The 17,696-nt window shown below is 67.0% G+C and carries 14 protein-coding genes; 7 read left to right on the top strand and 7 right to left on the bottom strand.

Annotated elements, in window-relative coordinates; genetic code table 11:
* Positions 1–171 precede the first annotated feature (171 nt).
* Complete coding sequence (locus LQK81_RS07645; protein WP_230805007.1) at positions 172–1,965, top strand: ABC transporter ATP-binding protein/permease; 1,794 nt, start codon at positions 172–174, stop codon at positions 1,963–1,965.
* 27 nt (positions 1,966–1,992) lie between these two features.
* Here LQK81_RS07645 and LQK81_RS07640 read toward each other — a convergent pair whose 3' ends face one another.
* The gene (locus tag LQK81_RS07640; protein WP_230805005.1) at positions 1,993–2,454 is read right to left on the bottom strand and encodes an Lrp/AsnC family transcriptional regulator; all 462 of its coding nucleotides are present in this window, start codon (positions 2,452–2,454) and stop codon (positions 1,993–1,995) included.
* Positions 2,455–2,578: 124 nt separating this feature from the next.
* Here LQK81_RS07640 and alr point away from each other — a divergent pair, with 124 nt between their 5' ends.
* The 3 genes from alr to LQK81_RS07625 all read left to right on the top strand — a co-directional run bounded on the left by alr (position 2,579) and on the right by LQK81_RS07625 (position 5,565).
* On the top strand, positions 2,579–3,715 hold the full coding sequence (gene alr / locus LQK81_RS07635; RefSeq protein ID WP_230805003.1) for an alanine racemase: 1,137 nt from the start codon (positions 2,579–2,581) through the stop codon (positions 3,713–3,715).
* 47 nt (positions 3,716–3,762) lie between these two features.
* Positions 3,763–5,013: a D-amino acid dehydrogenase gene (locus tag LQK81_RS07630; RefSeq protein WP_230805002.1), complete on the top strand. Its 1,251-nt coding sequence runs from the start codon at positions 3,763–3,765 to the stop codon at positions 5,011–5,013.
* 87 nt (positions 5,014–5,100) lie between these two features.
* The gene (locus LQK81_RS07625) at positions 5,101–5,565 is read left to right on the top strand and encodes a hypothetical protein (RefSeq protein WP_230805001.1); all 465 of its coding nucleotides are present in this window, start codon (positions 5,101–5,103) and stop codon (positions 5,563–5,565) included.
* Positions 5,566–5,870: 305 nt separating this feature from the next.
* On the opposite strand, the gene LQK81_RS07620 is transcribed toward LQK81_RS07625, so the two are convergent.
* Genes LQK81_RS07620 through LQK81_RS07610 form a run of 3 tightly spaced genes read right to left on the bottom strand, consistent with a single transcriptional unit; the run spans position 5,871 to position 7,957 of the window.
* Positions 5,871–6,587, bottom strand: coding sequence for a DUF6065 family protein (locus tag LQK81_RS07620; protein ID WP_230804999.1), 717 nt, complete (start codon positions 6,585–6,587; stop codon positions 5,871–5,873).
* A 48-nt stretch (positions 6,588–6,635) separates the two neighbouring features.
* Positions 6,636–7,418 carry a hypothetical protein gene (locus tag LQK81_RS07615; protein ID WP_230804997.1) on the bottom strand — a complete coding sequence of 261 codons (783 nt, stop codon included), beginning with the start codon at positions 7,416–7,418 and terminating at the stop codon, positions 6,636–6,638.
* On the bottom strand, positions 7,415–7,957 hold the full coding sequence (locus LQK81_RS07610) for an RNA polymerase sigma factor (RefSeq protein WP_230804996.1): 543 nt from the start codon (positions 7,955–7,957) through the stop codon (positions 7,415–7,417). The genes LQK81_RS07615 and LQK81_RS07610 overlap by 4 nt, the downstream gene beginning before the upstream one ends.
* A 105-nt stretch (positions 7,958–8,062) precedes the next feature.
* On the opposite strand from LQK81_RS07610, the gene LQK81_RS07605 reads away from it, so the two are divergent.
* Positions 8,063–9,457 carry a S8 family serine peptidase gene (locus LQK81_RS07605; RefSeq protein WP_230804995.1) on the top strand — a complete coding sequence of 465 codons (1,395 nt, stop codon included), beginning with the start codon at positions 8,063–8,065 and terminating at the stop codon, positions 9,455–9,457.
* A gap of 95 nt (positions 9,458–9,552) precedes the next feature.
* Here LQK81_RS07605 and LQK81_RS07600 read toward each other — a convergent pair whose 3' ends face one another.
* Together LQK81_RS07600 and LQK81_RS07595 are read right to left on the bottom strand one after the other, a co-directional pair.
* Entirely contained in the window at positions 9,553–12,747 is a 3,195-nt protein-coding gene (locus LQK81_RS07600) for an efflux RND transporter permease subunit (RefSeq protein ID WP_230804994.1), read from the bottom strand.
* 3 nt (positions 12,748–12,750) lie between these two features.
* Positions 12,751–13,875, bottom strand: coding sequence for an efflux RND transporter periplasmic adaptor subunit (locus tag LQK81_RS07595; RefSeq protein WP_442967087.1), 1,125 nt, complete (start codon positions 13,873–13,875; stop codon positions 12,751–12,753).
* 231 nt (positions 13,876–14,106) lie between these two features.
* Between LQK81_RS07595 and LQK81_RS07590 the strand changes: the two genes are divergently transcribed.
* Both LQK81_RS07590 and lhgO read left to right on the top strand, forming a co-directional pair.
* Positions 14,107–14,463: a YbaN family protein gene (locus tag LQK81_RS07590; protein WP_230805620.1), complete on the top strand. Its 357-nt coding sequence runs from the start codon at positions 14,107–14,109 to the stop codon at positions 14,461–14,463.
* Between the two features lie 94 nt (positions 14,464–14,557).
* Positions 14,558–15,745 carry an L-2-hydroxyglutarate oxidase gene (gene lhgO, locus LQK81_RS07585; RefSeq protein ID WP_230804993.1) on the top strand — a complete coding sequence of 396 codons (1,188 nt, stop codon included), beginning with the start codon at positions 14,558–14,560 and terminating at the stop codon, positions 15,743–15,745.
* Here lhgO and LQK81_RS07580 read toward each other — a convergent pair whose 3' ends face one another.
* Positions 15,746–17,695: a pyrroloquinoline quinone-dependent dehydrogenase gene (locus tag LQK81_RS07580; RefSeq protein ID WP_230804992.1), complete on the bottom strand. Its 1,950-nt coding sequence runs from the start codon at positions 17,693–17,695 to the stop codon at positions 15,746–15,748. It abuts the gene before it with no gap.
* Between the last annotated feature and the right edge of the window lies 1 nt (position 17,696).

The following is a 17,696-nucleotide window of genomic DNA, read 5'->3' as shown; positions in this document are numbered from 1 at the left end:
CACGGGCCGTAGCCCTCGCCCCATCACAAGTCACAACGATGCGTCATCACAAGTCAGAACGATGCGTCCAGCCGGCCTTGCCGTTTGCCGTCGACGGTGTTCCAGTATCCGGACCGCCCCTTCCTCGCAGGCGAGTCTGGGCGGCGTGCCCCTGCAAGGAAGGAATGCAAGATGGCCAGCGTCACCGCACGGAACGGCAGCGCCACCCCGCCGGTGGCGGAAGAAAGCCTCTGGAAGCAGCTGGCGGTGATCCGGCGCATCTTCCAGGCCTCGCCCGTCTTCAAGACATTGCTCGTCATCTCCGCCGGCAGCTTCCTCGTGGTCGTCTTCACCGCCCTCGGCCAGATCGTCCTCAACCAGTGGAACCAGCCCTTCTACGATGCCATCGAACGACGCAATCTCGATGCCTTCTTCCACCAGCTCCAGATCTTCGCCGCCATTGCCGGCGGCATGCTGCTCCTCAACATATCCCAGCAATGGCTGAACCAGCGCTTCCGGCTTAAGCTGCGCGAAGGGCTGACCCGCGACCTGATCTGCGAATGGATGCTGCCGCGCCGCGCCTTCCGCCTGGCCAATGCAGGGGCGATCGGCGTCAATCCCGACCAGCGCATGCAGGAGGACGCCGGACACCTCGCCGACCTGACCACCGACCTCGCCTTCGGCCTGCTGCAGTCGTCGATCCTTCTCGTCTCCTTCGTCGGCGTCCTGTGGTCGCTCTCGGAAGGCTTCGCATTTCACATCGGCGGCCGGGTCTTCGACATTCCCGGCTATATGGTATGGGCGGCCATCATCTATGCCGGCTCCGCCTCCTGGCTCAGCTGGCGCGTCGGCCGCCCGCTGATCGCGCTCAACAGCGAGCGCTACAATCGCGAGGCCGCCCTACGCTTCACCATGATGCGGGTGAACGAGCACATCGATTCCATCTCGCTGGCGGGCGGGGAGACCGGCGAGCGGCAGAAGCTGGAAAACGACCTCGGCTCCGTGCTCACGGCGATGCGCAACATCTTCCGGGCGCAGATCAACCTCTCCTGGGTGGTCGACAGCTATGGCTGGGTCACGGTGGTGGCGCCGATCCTCGTCGCCGCCCCTGTCTATTTCTCGGGGCACATCAGCTTCGGTGGGCTGATGATGGCGGTGGGCGCGTTCAACCAGGTGCATTCGTCGCTGCGCTGGTTCGTCGCCAATATCGGCGCGATCACCGACTGGCGCGCGACCCTGCACCGCGTCACCGCCTTCCGCAGCGCCCTTCTGGAGACCGACGCGCTGAACGAGGCGGAGGGCCACATCGAGTTCGTCCTCAACGACGCCAACCACATGACCATCGACCGGCTCGACGTCGTCTCGCCCAGCGGGCGCACGCGCCTGGAGGAGCCGCACGTCGAGATCAAGGCCGGCGAACGGGTCGTGATCACCGCCGATCCGGGCATCGGCAAGACGCTGCTGTTCCGTGCGATGGCGGGGCTCTGGCCACTCGGCAGCGGTCGGGTCGGCCTGCCGAAGGACCAATCGATCACCTTCCTGCCACGCACGCCCTACATGCCGCCGGGCAAGCTCAGGGAAGTCCTGTCCTACCCCCACGGCAACACCTTCAGCGACGAGGACCTGGCCGACGCGCTGTCCAGGGTCGGGCTGCAGCGCATGGTGCCGATGCTCGATACCGAGGCCCGCTGGGACCGGGAACTGAGCGACGACGACGAGCGCCTGCTGGCCTTTGCCCGCATCCTGCTGCACCGGCCGCGCTGGATCGTGATGGACGAGGTGCTGGAGGCGATGGAGCCGCAATGCCTTCGCCGCGTGCTCGCCATTCTCCAGGACGATCTGGAGGACGCGACCGTGATCAGCATCGGTCGCCCGGTCCCGGAACGAAACCTGTTCTCCCGCAGGCTGCAGCTGATCAAGGATACGAGGCCCGCCGAACGGCTGGCGGCGCGGCCCGACAAGAGCCTGGAGGGCACCACGGCCTGAACGCCGCCTGCGCCTCAGGCCGCCGCGTCAACGCGGCGGCAGGCGCGTCGACAGGATGTTGCGGATGGAAAAGCTCGAATGGATGCGCAGGACGCCCGGCAGCTTCGCCAGGATCTCCTTGTGGATCCTCTCGAATTCGCCGGCACTTTCCACCTCCACCCGCAGCAGATAGTCCGATCCGCCGGTCATCAGATAGCACTCCTGGATTTCCGGGTGCCGGCGCACCGCGTTCTCGAAGCGGTTCAGGTGTTCCTCCGTCTGCCGCTCCAGCGTGATGTTGATGATCACCGCGATCGGGCTCTCGCCTTCCGCGCTGCTGATCAGCGCCGTATAGCCGCGGATCACGCCAGATTGTTCCAGCAGGCCGATGCGCCGCAGGCAGGCCGAGGGCGACAGCCCCACCTCCTGCGCCAGCTTCGCATTGGTGATGCGCGCGTCCAGCCGCAGGAGCCGGATGATGTTGCGGTCGATCGCGTCCAGGCCCTTCATGCAGTTTCTCTCAATCGTTCGGATAAAATTCGATGAACTGGCCAGAATTGAAATATCAGAGCGACAATTCGAAGAAAAGTGCCCGATCGTTTCAATAATTTCAGGAGGAAGCTGGAGTCGGGCCGTGAACACACATTCCATCGCAACCATCAATCGCGCCATCGGGGCCCTCGGCCGGGACGGCGCTCCAGGCACCCTGTCGATCGACCTCGATGCCCTGCGGGAGAACTACCGCTATCTTTGCGCGCGCACCGCCCCGGTGCCGGTCGCAGCCGTCGTCAAGGCGAACGCCTACGGCCTCGACGTCGCCCGCGTCGCGCCGGTGCTCCGCGATGCCGGATGCCGCGACTTCTTCGTCGCCCATGTCGCGGAAGCCCACCGCCTCCGGCAATTCGTCGACGGCGCCCGCATCTTCGTCCTCAACGGCCTGCAGCCCGGCGCCGAGGAAGGCTGCGCCGATTCCGGCATCGTCCCGGTACTCAATTCCCTCGAGCAGGCTCGCAACTGGGCACAGACGGCAGCGATGCGCGGCCATAGCCTTCCCGCTGTGCTGCAGGTCGACACCGGCATGTCGCGGCTCGGCCTGCCGCCGGAAGAGGCGTCGGCGCTTGCCGCCGACGGCGCCCTGCGCGACCGGCTCGACCTTCTGTTTCTGATGAGCCACCTTGCCAGCGGCGACGCGTCCGGGGACGTCCAGAACAGCGACCAACTCGCCGCCATGAGGCAGGCCTCCGCCCTCTTCCCCGGCCTTCCGCTCTGCTTCGCCAATTCCGGCGGCGTCTTCCTCGGCGCCGATTTCCACGGGGCGCTGGCGCGCTCCGGCATCGCCCTCTATGGCGGTATGCCGACGGATGCGATCGACAACCCGATGAAGCCGGTGGTCCGGCTCGACGTGCGCGTGATCCAGACCCGCACCGTGCCTGCCGGCACCCACGTCGGCTATGGCGGTGCGCATGTGACGACAGAAGAGACCCGGCTTGCGACGATTGCCGCCGGCTATGCCGACGGCCTGCCGCGCAGCCTCGGGCACAGGGGAGCGGCCTATTTCGACGGCGTTCGCCTGCCGATCGTCGGGCGCGTGTCGATGGACAGCATCACCCTCGACATCGGCGCCCTGCCCGCCGGCACGCTGAGGCTCGGAAGCCTGGTGGAACTGATCGGCCCGCACCAGACGCTGGAGGCGATCGCCGCCGACGCCGGCACCATCTCCTACGAGATCCTCACCTCGCTCGGCGATCGCTATCACCGCGACTATCGCTGACATCGCATCCGCATTCCGTACACGCATCCGCATCTGATGGGGCAAGCATGAAGATCACCATTCTCGGCGCCGGTGTCATCGGCGTGACCTCCGCCTATTATCTAGCAAGAGCCGGCCACGAGGTGACCGTCCTCGAGCGCCAGCCCGGGCCGGCGCTGGAGACGAGCTTTGCCAATGCCGGCGAGATCTCGCCGGGCTATGCCTCGCCCTGGGCGGCCCCCGGCATCCCGCAGAAGGCGGTCAAGTGGCTGTTCATGAAGCACGCGCCGCTGATCATCCGGCCGATGGCGGATGCCGCCACCTGGCGCTGGATGATGGCGATGCTCGCAAACTGCACGAGCGCGCGCTACGCGACCAACAAGGGCCGGATGGTGCGGCTTGCCGAATACAGCCGCGACTGCCTGATCGCGCTCAGGCAGGAGACCGGCATCGCCTATGACCACCGCACGCAGGGCACGCTGCAACTGTTCCGCACGCAGAAGCAGCTCGACGGCATCGGCAAGGACGTCGAGGTATTGCGCGCCGACGGCGTGCCCTACGAGGTGCTGGATCCCGCCGGCTGCATCAAGGCCGAGCCGGGGCTTGCCGGGGTGAAGGAGAAGATCGTCGGCGGCCTGCGGCTCCCCAACGACGAGACCGGCGACTGCTTCAAGTTCACCAACAGCCTGCAGGACCATGCCGAAGCCCTCGGCGTCACCTTCCGCTACGGCGTCGACATCCGCGGCCTGAAGCACACCGGCGACCGGATCACCGGCGTCGTGACCGCCGACGGCTTCGTCCAGTCCGACCTGTTCGTCGTGGCGCTCGGCAGTTACACGCCGGCGATACTGAAGCCGCTCGGGCTGACGGCGCCGATCTATCCGGTCAAGGGCTACTCGATCACCGTGCCGATCGTCGACGAGAGCCGCGCCCCGGTCTCCACCATCATGGACGAGACCTACAAGATCGCCATCACGAGGCTCGGCGACCGCATCCGCGTCGGCGGCATGGCCGAGATCGCCGGCTTCAGCGACGACCTGCCGCAGGCCCGCCGCGCCACGCTTGCGCATTCCGTCGAGGATCTCTTCGGCGGCGCCGGCGACCAGTCCAAGGCCACCTTCTGGTCCGGCCTGCGGCCGATGACGCCCGACGGCACTCCGATCATCGGCGCCACCCGATTCTCGAACCTCTACCTCAATTCCGGCCACGGCACCCTCGGCTGGACCATGGCCTGCGGCTCCGGCCGCGTGCTCGCCGACCTCATAAGCGGCCGCGAGCCGGGCATCGAGACGTCAGACCTCGGGCCTGGCCGATACTGAGGACAAGCGGCGGCCGCGGCCGTCCGGCCAGGACGACGCGGTAACCGGGGCCGCGAGACCGCCTGCCCGCCCCCCGCGCCCGACAGCGTGGGAGACGGCAGGGCAACCCTCCCGGGCTGCCAGGCAGGCGACCACCGTCAATCGTCGCTCGACGAATTCGACGAATTCGACGAAGAATTCGAGCTCGAATTGCTCGAGGAGTTCGATGAACTGTTCGAGTTCGAATTGCTGGAGGAGTTGGAGGAACGGTTCGAACTCGAATTGCTCGAAGAGTTGGACGAGCGGTTGGAGCTCGAATTGCTCGAGGAATTCGAGCTCTTGTTGGAGCTGGAATTGGAGTTCGAGTTCGAACTCGAATTGGAGTTGGAATTCGAGCTGGAGTTCGAGTTCGAGTTGGAGCTCGAATTGGAGTTCGAATTCGAGCTGGAGTTCGAACTCTTGTTGGAGTTGGAGTTGGAATTCGAGTTGCGCGACGAGTTCGAGGAACTGTTGCTGTCGCGCCGCGAGTTCCAGCCGCTCTTGCGATCGTCGTCGCGATCGCCTCTCGCATAGGTGGCCTTGTTGTTGCGGGTGATCCTCTCGAGGAAACGGGCGACCGGATCATCGGCAACCGCGGATACTGGCGCGGCGGTACCGACCAGCAGAAACGCACTCAATACGGCAATCAGCTTCTTCATGTCTTTACTCCATCGTCTTCAGCAGCCCTTTCGGCTGCCATGGAGAAACGTGCGCCGCCGGAAACTATTCCCAACAAATACAAATATTTTCAATTAGTTACGACAAGAACCCGAGACAAACGGGTTCGTCGCCGCTGCGCGTGGCAGCGGCGAGCGGAGGCGCAGGCCGAAGGCATCCTTTCAGCGCTGGGCGCGGGCGAACCTACGGTACCAGCCGTCCGCGGCGAGCGTCTTCCGGAAGATGTTCTGGCGGACCGCGCCTTCCTCCTCGGTCTCGGTGCGGATCTCGCCCGCCAGATCGGTCGTCTCCCGCCGGAACGGGATGACCTGGACGATGGGCGTGCCCCGTTCCAGCACATGCAGGCCGTCCTCGCCGGTGGCGAAGAAGGGGAAATGGATCTCCGACTGATAGGTATCGGTGTCGACGACGCCGGCGACGACCTCGAAAATCCCGTTGGGGCGGTTGAGCGGCGGCACGAACAGGCAACTCCAGCCGGGCGGGGTGCGGATCGTCCAGAAATTGTGGAACTTGCACGGCGGCAGCGGTTCGCGCGGATTGCCGGCGACCTGATGGGAGGCATGGTTGCTGACCAGCGTCCGGTCGAGATCCCAGCCGCAATCCACCTGCCTGCCGCCGTCCGAAATCTCCATGCGCACGGTGCCGGCCAGCCCGATCACCCAGCCGGCGGCCATGGCGTCGAGAAACGGCATGCAGCGCTTGACGGTCAGCCCGCTGTTGGTGGGCGACACCTGCTGCTCGGTCACGGCAGGCAGCTTGCGGAACCAGTCCGGCAGCGCCGTCTTGGCGCGCACCGGCAGCGGGATCACCCCTTCGTCTTCCTTGCGGCAGAGAAAGGTCAGTTTGGGTTGCGTCTTCCGCAGGAGCGTGAGTGCCATCGCTGTTCTCCTCTTGGCTTCATCGAGAAGAACGTGGTCGCGACCGGACTATTCCCCGTCTCCGGTAATATTTTCGACGTCGCCGGAAAGGGCCGTGCGTTCCTCGTCCGCAGACAGGGGCGCGCCGGCGTGGATCGACGCGAGATAGGCATCGATCGTCTCCTGCGACGACGCCGGCACATAGCCGTCGGCGGGCTGCTGCGACGTCAGCGCAAGCTGCGGCAGCCACGCGCCGTCCCGCCGGCAGGCGATGGTGAGCGTGCTGTTTCCCCGGTCGGTCAACTGGTACTCGCGGCAGAGTTCGCCGCGCTCGTCGCGAAACGTCGACACCACGTGCAGCACGGCGCCGCCGCCGAGCGGTACGTCCATGCCGGAGGACTGGCCGTCGAGTGCGGCGGCGAGGTCCTGGTGCGCATCCGGGGCGGCGTTGTCCGTGCTGCGGCCGATGGCAAACCCGGCCACGCCGGCAACGACGGCGACAAGGCCCGCAGCGACCTGCATGAACCATCTCTGCGGTTCCGGTCGCCTCCGTTGCGGATGCAGGGCAACCACATTGTCCGGCGCACCGGTCTGTTCGTCCGGGCCGGTTCCGCCCTCCGCACGCTCGACCATGCGCGCCACGGCTTCGGCCAGACGAGGGGGAACCTCGTCGTCGATCAGCGGCTTCAGTGCATCGGCGACCGTGCGGCGGGTATCGAGGAAAACCGCCAGACGGGCCGCCAGGCCATCGTCTGCCGCAAGCGCCGTCTCCAATTGTGCACTCGTCGCCTCGTCCAGTTCGCCATCGGCGAACGCCATCAAGGTCTCGTCGTCGAAGTCCTCTCTCGTCATGCCATGCCGCCTTTCGTACCGGACGAACGTTCGTCGCCGGCATCTATTCCCGTCAGCCGGGCAAGATTTTTCCGCGCCCGGGCAATTCGGCTCATGACCGTGCCGATCGGGATCGAGAGCACCTCGGCCGTCTCGCGGTAGCTGAGGTCCTCCACGCACACCAGCACCAGCACTTCCCGCTGCTCCTCCGGCAGCTTCATCAGCGCCGCCGTCACCTCGAGCAAATCCAGGCGCGCATGGGATACGACCTGCCCGTCCGGCCCGGGAATATCGCCCGCCTCGTCCAGCTCCTGGTGCGGACCCGCCGTCTTCGCGCGCCTGAGGTGGTCGATCCAGAGATTGCGCAGGATCCGGAACATCCAGGCATCGAAGCGGCTTTCGGGGGAAAAACTGCCGGCCGAGCGGATCGCCCGTTCGCAGGCCGCCTGGACCAGATCGTCCGCAAGCTCGGGCGAACGGCAAAGCGAGATCGCAAACCGCCTGAGATTGGGCAGGAAAGCGACCAGCCTTTGCGGCACTGTACGCGTGTCGTCAATCATGCGAAACCTTTGCCATGGCGGGGAATAACCTGTCGAGTCAAACGTCTGGAATGGACAGACGCCCGGGATGCGGGCTCCCACGACCTTCTGCATCGGAGATTGAACGTGCTGCAGCTCTTCACATGCCATGCCAGGTTTTCTCTGGCGCTCTGCCTCGGCCTCGCCGTCGTCGTTGCGACGCCGCCGCTTCAGGAGACCGGCCTTGTCGCAGGCACATCCGTTGCGATGGCCGATGACGACGACGGCGGGGACGACGACGGCGGCAGCCGGGGTTCCGGCGGATACGGGAGCCGCAGCGGTGGCGATCGCGACATGATCCGGCGTGTGAACCCGTCATTCCGCTGGCCCTGGCAACGGGCGAAACGCGAACCGGCGCGCCGCGCCCCGGTCCGCCGCCAGGCGGAACTTCCCTCCCGTGCCCCCAACGAGATCGTGGCCATCGGCCTGGATGAGGCGTCGATCGCCAGCCTGGAGCAGGAAGGCTACGTCGTCGACAGCCGCACCGGGATCGCCCTGACCGGCAGCGAGATGGTCCGGCTCATCGTGCCGCGAGGCGTCACGCTCGATGCCGCCCGTCAGGCGGTCGCCGCCAGGAGTGCGTCGGCCGCGGTGGATTTCAACCACTACTATCAGCCCCAGTCGCTCGTCAGCCCCCCATGCGCCGACTGCAGGCTGATGCGTGACATGGTCGGCTGGCCGGCGGCCGGGGAAGAACGTGCCGGCACCTGCCCGGCATTGCCGCGCATCGGGCTCGTCGATACGGCGATCAATGCCGACCACGCGGCCTTTGCAGATGGCCGGCTGGAGGTGCTGCGGCTCGACGACGCGGAGCGGCCGAAATCGGGCGAACAGCATGGAACGGCCGTCGCCGCCCTTCTCGTCGGCGGCGCGGGCAGCCGCGTGCCCGGCCTCCTGCCGGCGTCGGAACTGGTCGCCGTGGATGCCTTCCAGCGGTTCCGCAAGACGGCCGATATCGCCAATGTCTTCGATCTCGTCCGGGCGCTGGATCTTCTGCTCGCCCGCGACGTCAGGGTCGTCAACCTCAGCCTGTCGGGACCGCCCAACCTGCTTCTGGAAAAGGCGGTGCAGGCCGCGATCGAAAAGGACGCGATCCTGGTGGCGGCCGCCGGAAACAAGGGGCCGAACGCCAAGCCGGTCTATCCGGCCGCCTATCCGGGCGTCATTGCCGTGACCGCCGTCGACAGTGCGCGAAAGCCCTACCGCCGCGCCGTTCGCGGCGAGCATATCGACATCGCGGCGCCGGGGGTCGGCGTCTGGACGGCGGCATCGGTGTCCGGGGTGCGCCAGAAGAGCGGGACCTCCTTCGCAGCACCTTTCGTGACCGCCGCAGCCGCCGTCCTGCTCGCAGCCAGACCGGAGCTGACGCTGCCCGAGCTCGAGGCGGAGCTTGCGAATTCGGCCGAGGACATCGGCACGCCGGGCAAGGACGCCATCTATGGCTGGGGACTGCTGAACGTCAGGACGCTTTGCAGCCGGTAGCACCTTGGAGACGGCACCACGACCGGCGCCGACAGGATGATCGCCGCACGGTCTCTCCCTCCACCTGACCGCCCGGATCGAAGCGGGCGCAGCCGCTACTGTGCTGCCTGTTCGCCATCGGGCGGCGTCGGGTGTTCCCTCGTCTCGGCCGCCTGAGCCCGCGCGCTGCCGATGCCGGCGAAGCGGTGGGCGCGCTCGCGTAGCCACTGGAAGGTGACGTAGAGGGCGGGGATCAGGAAGATGCCGACCAGCGAGGCGGCCAGCATGCCGCCGGCAACACCGGTACCGACGGCCCGGCGGCTGAGCATGCCCGCCCCCGTTGCCGTCACCAGCGGAATCAGCCCGACGATGAAGGCGAAGCTCGTCATCATCACTGCGCGGAAGCGGGCGCGCGCGCCGTCGATCGCCGCATCGACGATGGTCTCGCCCTTCTCCCGCCGGAACTTCGCGAATTCGACGATCAGGATCGCGTTCTTCGAGGCGAGCGCGATGAGGACGACGAGGCCGATCTGCGCGTAGATGTCGAAGGACAGCCCCGTCACGAGGATCGAAACCAGCGCGCCGACGACGCCGACGACGACCGACAGCAGCACCGGCACCGGGATCGTCCAGCTCTCGTAGAGCGCCACCAGGAAGAGGTAGGCGAAGAGCACGGCGAGGGCCAGGATCACCGGCGTCTTGCCGGCCGCTTCCAGTTCCTGCAGCGCCGTGCCGGTCCACTCGAAGCTGTAGCCTGCCGGCAGCGTCGCAGCCGAAATGGCCTCCATCGCGGCGATCGCCTGCCCGGAGGAAACGCCCGGCGCCGGCTGGCCGTTCAGCGTGATCGAGCGGTAGTTGTTGTAGCGCACGATCGACTGCGGGCCGACGATGTAGTCGACGCTGGCGACCGAGGCCACCGGCACCATATCGCCGGAGGCATTGCGCACATGCAGGCGGTTGATGTCGTTGACCGAGCGCCGGTCGGCCTGCGAGGCCTGCATCGTCACCCGCCAGCTGCGGCCGTAGAGATTGAAGTCGTTGATGTAGTAGGATCCGAGCGTGCCCTGCAGCGTGGCGAACAGGTCGCTGACCGAGACGCCGAGCGCCTGCAGCCGGTCGCGGTCGAGGTTGAGGTAGAGCTGCGGCGTCGTCGCCGAATAGGTGGTGAAGGTCGGCCCCAGGAGCGGGTTCTGGTTGGCGGCGATGATCAGCCCGCCCGCCGTCGCGGCAAGCTCGGCCGGCGGCCGCCCCTGCAGGTCGAGAAGCTGGTATTCGAAGCCGGATCCGGTGCCGAGCCCCATGATCGGCGGCAGGTTGAAGGCGAAGATCTGCGCCTCGCGGATCGTCGATCCCTTCATCATGGTCGTCTTCACTGCCGCATCGACCGAGGCCGCAGCCGAGGTCCGCTCGGCAAACGGCTTCATGGTGACGACGGCGAAGCCGCTGTTGGACTTGGCGAGCCCGTCGAGGAAGCTGTAGCCGGTGACCGTGATGACGTCGGCGACGCCTTCGATCTCCGACAGCATCCCCTCGACCCGCTTGACCACCGCATCCGTGCGGTTGAAGGACGCCCCTTCCGGGAGCCGGATCTCGGTGAAATAGGCGCCCTGGTCCTCGGCCGGCAGGAAGCCGGTCGGCACGACCCGGAACAGCCAGCCGGCAGACGCCGCGGCGACCGCCAGAAGCACCAGTCCGATGACGACCCGCCGGGCCACATGGCCGGCGACGAAGGCATAGCCGTCCCGGCCCTTGTCGATGCCGCGCGAGATATAGCCGAGGATGCCGCGCTTCGGCCCGTGGTGCGGCTTGAGCAGGATGGCGCAGAGCGCCGGGCTCAATGTCAGGGCGTTGATCGCCGACAGCACCATCGACACCGAGACGGCGACGGCGAACTGCTGGAACAGCTGCCCGCTGAGGCCGGGGATGAAGGCGACGGGAACGAAGACCGAGAGCAGCACCAGCGTGATGGCGACGATCGCGCCGGTGATCTCGCCCATGGCGAGCCGGGCCGCCTCCGCCGCCCCCATGCCGGGGTTCTCCTCCATTACCCGCTCGACGTTCTCCACGACCACGATCGCATCGTCGACGACGATGCCGATCGCCAGCACCAGCGCCAGCAGCGAGACGGTGTTGAGCGAAAAGCCGAGCGCCAGGATGACGGCGAAGGTGCCGATCAGGGCGACCGGAACGGCGATCAGCGGGATCAGCGCCGCCCGCCAGCTGCCGAGGAACAGGAACACGACGATGATGACGAGCACGAAGGCCTCGATCAGCGTGTGCTCGACGTTTTCGACGCTCGCCTCGACGAACTGGCCGGTGTCGTAGGACACCGAATAGGTCAGCCCCTCCGGAAAATTGTGCGACAGCCGCTCCATCGCCTCGTTGACGCCGCGCGCGGCCGCCAGCGCATTGGCGCCGGGCGCCTGGTAGGTGCCGATCATCGCCACCGGCCGGCCATTGAAGCGCGCGCTCGAATCGGCGCTCGCCGCACCGAGCTGCACATCGGCCACGTCGCGCACGCGCACGAACGAACCGTCCGCCTCGGCGCGCAGCACGATGTCCATGAACTGCGACGGATCGGTCAGGCGCCCCTGGGTCTGCAGGTTCAGCTGGAACAGCGGGTCGTCGGTCATCGGCTGGGCGCCGATGCGGCCGATCGCGGCCTGGACGTTCTGCGCCCTGAGCGCCGCGATGACGTCCGTTGGCGTCAGCTTCAGGCTCGTCAGGCGGTCGACGTTGAGGACGATCCGCATCGAATAGTCCTCGGCACCGAACAGCGACGCGTCGCCGACGCCGGGAACGCGCTTGATCGTGTCGAGCACGTTGATGGTCGCGTAGTTCGACAGGAAGAGGTTGTCGAAGTCCTTCCCCTCCTCGCCGTAGATCGTGATCACCTGCATCAGCGCCGAGGATTTCTTGCGCACGCTGACGCCGGACTGCTGCACTTCCGAAGGCAGGCCGGCCTCTGCCAGCGACACCCGGTTCTGCACGTTGACGGTGGCGATGTCGGGATCGGTGCCGACGGCGAAGGTGACGGTGAGGTTGTAGGACCCGTCCGCGCCGCTGGTGGATTTCATGTAGATCATGTCGTCGACGCCGACGACCTTGCTCTCGATCGGCTGGGCCACCGTCGCCTCGACGACGTCGGCGCCGGCACCCGAATAGCTCGCCGTGACGCTGACCTGCGGCGGAACGATGTCGGGGAACTGCGCCACCGGCAGCTGCGTCATCGCGATCAGGCCGGCGAGCGTCAGGACGATGGAAATGACCGCGGCGAAGCGCGGGCGATCGATGAAGATTTCAGAGATCATCGCTCAGCCACCCGCTGCCGGAGCCGGAGCCGCATCCACCACCATTCCCGGCCGGACCTTGCCGATGCCGTCGGTGATGACCCTGTCTCCTTCCTTCAGCCCGGAGGCCACGACCGACTGCCCCCGCGAGGACCGCGCAATGTCGATCCGCCGGAGCTCGACCTTGGAATCGGCGCCGACCAGCATCACGAAGGCGCCCTGCTGGTCGCGCTGCACCGCCTGCTGCGGGACCACGAGGACGTCCTGCTCGTTGGACTGCTCCAGCTCGACGCGCACCAGCGTGCCGTCGAGCAGGAGACCGTCGGAGTTGGCGAATTCGGCCCGCACCGTCACGGTATCCGTGCCTTGCGAGACATTGCTGGAAACGAAATCGATCGTCCCCTTTTCGGGGTATTCGGTGCCGTTCGGCAGGACGATGCGAACATTGGCGCCGGCGCTGATCTGGCCGGCGCGCACCTGCTCGCGATAGGTCATGTAGAGCGCGGTCGCGACCGAGAATTCGGCATAGATCGGGTCGAGACGCGTCAGCGTCGTGAGCGCGCCGGCCTCCGGCCCGACCAGCGCGCCGACATCCACCGTCGAAAGCCCCACCACGCCGTCGAAGGGTGCCGTGATCTTCGTATAGGAGAGGTTCAGCGCCGCCTGCTCCCTGCTGCCGCTGAGCCGGACGAGGTCCGCCTCGGTCTTCTTCACCTGCGCATTGGCGATGTCGACCTGCGACTGCGGCACCGTATTGCTGGCCAGCAGCCGGTTGGAGCGGTTGAACTCGATCACCGCCAGGTCGCGTTGCGCCTCGGCGGCCTGAATCTGGCCATCGATCTCCTGCACCGCCGCCTGGTAGGAGCCGTCCTCCACCTCGTAGAGAACGGTTCCGGCCGTCACCTTCTGCCCTTCGGTGAAGTTCCGCTTCTCGAGAAACCCGGAAACCCGGGCCCTGATGTCGACCTTCTGGATCGCCACCAGCCGTCCGGTGAGATCGACGCTCTCACGCAGGTCCATGATCTTGGCCGGCGCGACGACGACAGCCGGCGCCGGTGCCCCGGCGGGCGCCTGCGCCTGGGCAACAGACAGCGCCATGCAGGAAAGACTGAGGAAAGCGATGCTCGTGGCAATTCCCGGAACTCGCATGCGACACCCTCCTGCACGACACGAACATGTTTTCCCGTTGCGGCGACAGACTAGTCACTGGCCGGCGACTTGGGAACCCATCCCCTTGTCAACCCACACGTTTTCCGTGCACGGTCGCGAAACCGTCCCGGGATGCGGCTTTCCTGCAACTGTCGGCTTTGCCGCAACCGTGGTATCAACGCCGCCGATCAGTCACCGACCCAGCCCCGCGGAAACCCGATGAAACAACCCCTGCGCATCCTCTGCCTCTGCCTCGGCTGGCTCATGGTCGCAGTCGGCGTCGTCGGCATCTTCCTGCCGCTGCTGCCGACCACGCCCTTCCTGCTGGTGGCCGCCGGTCTCTTCGCCCGCTCCTCGCCGCGATTCGAGACCTGGCTCCTGGACCATCGCGTCTTCGGCGACCCCATCCGCCGCTGGCGGGAGAACGGCGCGATCGCTCCGCGCGCCAAGGCGATGGCGGTGGCCATGATCGCGGCCAGCTTCGCCGTGTTCCTCTATGCCCGCGCCCCCGCCGGTTCGACGGCTGCGATCGTCGCCGCCTTCATGGCGCTCCCGGTCCTCTTCATCCTCACCCGCCCCAACGCCTGATCCGGTCTGTCGGCATCCGCCGAAGGGCGGCTCTCGCATGCGGCCGCGTTTCGGATATGCTGCCGTCAAGGCGGACCGGAGGAACTGGCAGCACATGCAATACGACTACTGCGTCATCGGCGGCGGCATCGTCGGCCTGGCAACGGCGATGCGGCTCCTGCAGCGGCATCCGGGCGCGAGCCTTATTCTTCTGGAGAAGGAGGACAGCCTCGGCCGGCACCAGACCGGCCACAACAGCGGCGTGATCCATGCCGGCATCTATTATCCGCCCGGAAGCCTCAAGGCCGAGCTCTGCCGCAAGGGCGCCGAGGCAACGAAGGCGTTCTGCAGCGAGCACGGCATCCCCTTCGACGTCTGCGGCAAGCTGCTGGTCGCCACCAGCCCCCTGGAAGTCAAGCGGATGGAGGCGCTGTTCGAGCGCTCGAAATCGAATGCGATCGAGGTGAGACAGGTCGGCCAGGGCGAACTGCGCGAGCGCGAACCGGCCATCACCGGGCTCGGTGCGCTGCTCGTGCCCTCGACCGGGATCGTCGGCTACGGCGAGGTCTGCCGCGCGATGGGCCGCGTCATTGCGGCACTCGGCGGCGAGTTGCGCCTTTCCACGCGCGTCACCGCCATCTCCGAGGCCGTCGACGCCGTCACCATCGCTTCGGAGGGATCGAGCTGGCAAGCGCGAAAGCTCGTCGTCTGCGCCGGCCTCCAGTCGGATCGGCTGGCAATGCTCGCCGGCCTGCCGATCGACCACCGCATCGTCCCCTTCCGCGGCGAATACTACCGGCTGCCGGCCGAAAAGAACGGCATTGTTCGCCACCTGATCTATCCGATCCCCGATCCCGACCTGCCCTTCCTCGGGATCCATCTGACGCGGATGATCGACGGCAGCGTCACCGTCGGCCCGAACGCCGTCATCGGCTTTGCCCGCGAAGGCTACCCGCGCCTGTCGCTCGCCCCGAAGGACGTCGCCGACTACGTCGCCTTTCCGGGCTTCTGGAAGACCGTGCTGAAGAACCGGAAATCGGCCCTGTCGGAGCTGCGTAACTCGCTGTGGAAGCGCGGATACCTGGAGGAATGCCGAAAATACTGCCCCGGCCTGTCGCTCTCCGACCTGCTTCCCCATGCCGCCGGCATCCGCGCGCAGGCGGTCAGGCGCGACGGCACGCTGGTGCACGACTTCCTGTTTGCCGGCACCGACCGCATGCTGCACGTCTGCAACGCCCCCTCGCCGGCCGCGACCTCCGCCATCCCGATCGCCGACATGATCGTCGACCGGCTGTCGGCGTGATCAGTCGGGCAGGCTGAAGGCGACGATCTGGTCGCTGACCTTCGGCGTCAGGATCGAGTTTCCGCCCGCCGCCCAGACCACATATTGCTTGCCCTTGTATGCGTAGACCGCCGGCAGGGCGACGGCCGGCGCGTCCACCAGCGCCTTCCAGAGCACCTTGCCGGTCCTGATGTCGAGCGCCCGGACGCGCGAATCCATCGAGGCGCCGATGAAGACCAGCCCGCTGGCGGTGATGACGGGTCCGCCGATGGTGATCGAGCCCCAGGATTCGGGCATGTAGAAGCCGAAGCGCTGCACCTGGCCGAAGGGGACGTCCCAGAGCTGGGCGCCGGTCTTCAGGTCATAGGCCGCGATCGAGCCATAGGGCGGCTTCCAGCAGGGCATGCCGAGCGGGTTGAGGAAGGTCAGCAGCTGGATGCCGTAGGGCGCGCCGCTCATCGGAAAGAAGCCGCCGGTCTCCGAACCCGCCTTGGCCGCGGCGTCGTAGTCCGAGCGCGGGATCAGCTTGTAGATCTGGACGGCGCTCGAATAGTTCACCACGAAGATGCCGCTTCTCGGATCGACCGCCCCGCCGCCCCATTCGACGCCGCCGATCGTGCCGGGATAGACGAGCGAGCCTTCGAGGCTCGGCGGCGTGAACCGCCCCTCGTCGCGCAGCCGTGCCGCCGTCCGGCTGCAATAGCCGAAGCTGACCGCATCCGCGAGCGTGGAGACACCCGGCCAGGTATCCGCCACCACCGCCTCGGGCAGCGCGACATAGGGCTGGGTCGGAGCGGCCTTCTCGCCGGGGATGGTCGATGCCGGCACCGGCCGCTCCTCGATCGGATAGACAGGCTCTCCGGTCTCCCGGTTCAGCACGTAGAGGAAGCCCTGCTTGGAGGTCTGCACCAGCGCCGGAATCGTCTGCTCGTCCTTCTGGATGTCGACGAGCGTCGGCGCGGAATTCGTGTCGAGGTCCCAGAGATCGTGATGGACGAGCTGGCGGCTCCAGACCACTTCGCCCGTCTCCGCCCGCAGCGCCGTCACCGAGGTCGCGAGCGGAACCGGCTCCAGCCGGTTGCCGCCGAAGAAATTGGGGCTCGGTGAACTGACCGGCAGGTAGAGCAGCCCCCGCTCGGTATCGACAGACATGCTCGCCCAGACGTTTCCGGTGCCGCTCTGCGCCGCTGCCGCAGGGGCCAGCGCATGGAACGTCCAGCGCAGGGCGCCGGTGCGGGCATCGAGCGCAAAGACGGTGCCGGGCGGCGCCTGTGCCTCGGCCCAGTCCTTGCCGGCCCAGCCGACGAACAGAAGATCGCCATGGACCGTCGGCGGCTGCAGGATCGACAGCGGCCACCTGGCGTTCTCGACGTTCCACTGGTCGATATCGACGATGCCGCCATTGCCGAAATCGGCGCAGGCCTTGCCGGTGTCGGCGTCGACCGCATGCAGCTTGGCGTCCATCGTGCCGATGTAGACGCGCTTCTGGCACGGCTGGTCGGCGACCGGCGACGCCGCCTGCCAGTAGGCGACGCCGCGGTTCTTCAGGTCGGGCTGCGTCAGCGCCTCCAGCACCGCCTTGCTCTCATAGGTCCATTTCACCCGGCCCGTGTCCGGCTCGAGCGCGAAGATGCGGTAGAACGGCGTGCCGAGGTAGAGCGTGTCGTTGACGAAGAGCGGCGTGGCCGACCACACCGTCGGCGGCGTGGCGGCGCCGGCCGCCGCACTGTCGGGGCGGATGTGAAACCCGCCGGGCGGCGGCCCGCCGGAGGAGACGTCGCCGGTATGGACCTCCCAGGCGACCCTGAGATCGCCGACGTTCTTCGGAGTGATCTGCGTCAGCGGCGAATATTTCTGCGCCGCCAGGTCGCCGTTGAAGGTGGACCATGTGGCGTCCTGCGCTCGCGCCGCACCTCCGGCACAGGCGACGAGGACGGCCGACAAAGCGATCTGGCGTAGAAGCTGTCTCATG

Source organism: Rhizobium sp. GN54, assembly GCF_021026345.1.
In the GTDB taxonomy this organism is placed as follows: Bacteria; Pseudomonadota; Alphaproteobacteria; order Rhizobiales; family Rhizobiaceae; genus Mycoplana.
This window is presented reverse-complemented; position numbering and strand designations above follow the sequence as displayed.